This window comes from Streptomyces muensis (assembly GCF_021474425.1).
Classification (GTDB): domain Bacteria; phylum Actinomycetota; class Actinomycetes; order Streptomycetales; family Streptomycetaceae; genus Streptomyces; species Streptomyces muensis.
The window spans coordinates 1-2503 of the sequence record NZ_JAKEIP010000511.1 but is presented as its reverse complement, the minus strand read 5'-3'; the positions used below and the strand labels follow the sequence as shown (position 1 = coordinate 2503).

Annotated in this window: 2 protein-coding genes; one reads left to right on the top strand and one right to left on the bottom strand. The window is 66.4% G+C overall.

Translation table 11 applies throughout. The annotated features are described in order from the left end of the window. Nucleotides 1-42: 42 nt before the first annotated feature. Nucleotides 43-1311: an MFS transporter gene (locus tag L0P92_RS43820; RefSeq protein WP_234768710.1), complete on the bottom strand. Its 1269-nt coding sequence runs from the start codon at nt 1309-1311 to the stop codon at nt 43-45. A 132-nt stretch (nt 1312-1443) separates the two neighbouring features. On the opposite strand from L0P92_RS43820, the gene L0P92_RS43815 reads away from it, so the two are divergent. Then, nucleotides 1444-1992, top strand: a complete 549-nt coding sequence (locus L0P92_RS43815) for a MarR family winged helix-turn-helix transcriptional regulator (protein ID WP_234768709.1) — start codon at nt 1444-1446, stop codon at nt 1990-1992. Nucleotides 1993-2503 lie beyond the last annotated feature (511 nt).

Below are 2503 nucleotides of genomic sequence, written 5' to 3'. Positions count from 1 at the left end.
CTTCAAGGGATGGGACGGGTAGGGGCGGCGGGGGCGAAAAACTCAGGCGTGCGCCCGCGAGGGCCCGGCAGTCGCCGCAGCCCCCTGCGCCACCACCCGACTCCTCCCCAACCACGGCTGATCCTGCACAGCGGTCAGCTGCCGCCCCAACCGCACCGCAAGCCAGCTGATCCCCAACGAGAACACCAGAAACGTCACCACATACGGCCCATGCAGCGCCGCCCCCATAGGCCCACCCACAGCCGGCCCCAAAGCCAACGCAAGCTGCTTCACCAGGGCAAACACAGAGTTGTACTGCCCCGCCATCCCCTCAGGCGCAAGATCCGCCACCAAGGGCGCAACCGTCGGCGACAACATCGCCTCCCCCAGCCCGAACAGCGCATACGTGGAGACAAAGGCAGCCGTAGCCATCTCCTGACTCCCATGCCCCAGCCCCGCATACCCCGCGGCAACCCACGCCACAGCCCAGATCAACCCCACAGCCGCGATCACCCGCGACCGCCTCCGCCGCTCGACGAACTTCAACACGGCGAACTGCGCGACCACGATCACCGCGGTGTTGGCAGCCAACGCGGTCCCCAGCGCAGACGTGGAAACCCCGGCAGCCTCAACCCCGTAAGCACTCAACCCCGACTCGAACTGCCCGTAGCAGGCAAAGAACAGCACGAAGCCCAGCACACACAACTGCACCATCGCCCGGTTCCGAAGCAGCTGCCGCCAGCTCCCCTTCCCCGCCGCAGCCCCCGGCGCCCCACCGATCCGCGGCGCACGAGGCACCCGCACCGTCGCCATCACCACCACGAGCAGCAAGAACATCGCCGCCTCGATGGCGAACAGCACGGTGAAGGACGAAACGCTGGTCGCATCGACGAGATGCCCACCGATCAGCCCACCGACCCCGAGCCCCAGGTTCTGCAGAAAGAACTGCATCGCGAACGCCCGCGACCGGGTCTCCGCGGTGGAGCAGTCCACGATCATCGTCGCCAGCGCCGGCTGCATCACGGCCTGCCCCGCCCCGAGCGCAGCCGCCGACAGCAGTACGGCCGCAGCACTCCCCGCGAGCCCCAGGCTCAGCGCCCCGAACGCGGCAGTGACCAGAGCGGCGAGCAGCACCGGTAGCGGACCCCGCCGGACGATCGCCCGCCCGGCGAACGGCAGCACGACCAGCGCCGCCACGGCGAAGACGGCGAGAACGAGTCCCGCCGTCATGGCCCCCAGCCCCCGCACCTGCGCCACATAGACGTACAGGTAGGGGACGGTGAAGCCGAGCCCGAACGCGCTGAGTGCGTTGCCCACGTGGATCCGGCGCATCGCTGCGCCCATCGCCCTGGTCACGTTCACCTCTCTCGATGTAGATCTGAAGACTTCAAAGCTAAAGTTCGAAGCTAAAGAGTACACATCCAAGGACTTCAACGCCAAGCACACCCATGCGATACTCGGCCCATGGGCGACACCCACGGCATCGGCGAACCGACACTCGAAGAACAGATCGCCGCCTACCAGCGCGAGTTCCAGGACCTCGACCCCCAGGTGGAGAAGGTCGTCTCGGCGCTGTCCCGCCTGAACAGGCGCATGAACGTCGCCTACGGCCGCCAGACCGCGGCGCTCGGCATCAGCAACGCCGAGTGGGAGGTCCTCAAGGCCCTGGTCCTCTCCGGCGTCCCGTACCGCATGGGTCCCAGCGACCTCGCCAAGCGCCTCGGCCTCACGCCGGCCGCCATGACCCACCGCATCGACCGCATGGTCGCCGAAGGCCTGGTCACCCGGGAGCGCGACGAGTCCAACCGCGTCCGCGTCATCGTCGAGCTCACCGCCGAGGGCAGGGAGAAGTGGCTGGAGGCGATGCGGCTCGCGTCGGTCTTCGAGGAGGACCTCCTCCAGGACCTCTCGGCTAAGGAGCGCACCACCCTCGGAGAGGTCCTCACCCGCCTGCTCCGCAGGGTCGAGCACGCCCAGCCGGACGCCGGCGGACGCCTCAGCGACCTGGACTGACCAGGCCGTTGGTGCCACGGGAAAAGATCTTGACAGGTGGTTCTTGACAGCCCCCTGCCCGATCCGTAAAGTTCTTCGGGTTGCCGCCGAGCCGTAACGGTTCTGCGACAGCACCTCCCGCCGCGAAAGCGGCAAACCAAACCACCAGCACGATCTCCCCACGGGGTTGATTTCGGCATGCCCGAATTCAATTCGAATTGGGACTCGGCGGCCCGATTGGGAATCGCCGAGCGGATCCGCTAAGGTTTGAGACGTCGGAACGGCCCAACGGCCGCGAAGACAAGCCCCGCTGACTGGGGGTCAGGCCCGAAAGGATCTGATAGAGTCGGAATCGCCGGAAAGGGAAACGCGGAAGCGGGAACCTGGAAAGCACCGAGGAAATCGGATCGGAAAAGGATCTGATAGAGTCGGAAACGTAAGACCGAAGGGAAACTGCCCGGAGGAAAGCCCGAGAGGGTGAGTACAAAGGAAGCGTCCGTTCCTTGAGAACTCAACAGCGTGCCAAAAGTCA

What these genes read in the sequence shown, in the direction of transcription:
- L0P92_RS43820 (WP_234768710.1), bottom strand. Translation starts at nt 1,311, where the DNA reads ATGCGCCGGATCCACGTGGGCAACGCACTCAGCGCGTTCGGGCTCGGC.
- L0P92_RS43815 (WP_234768709.1), top strand. Translation starts at nt 1,444, where the DNA reads ATGGGCGACACCCACGGCATCGGCGAACCGACACTCGAAGAACAGATC.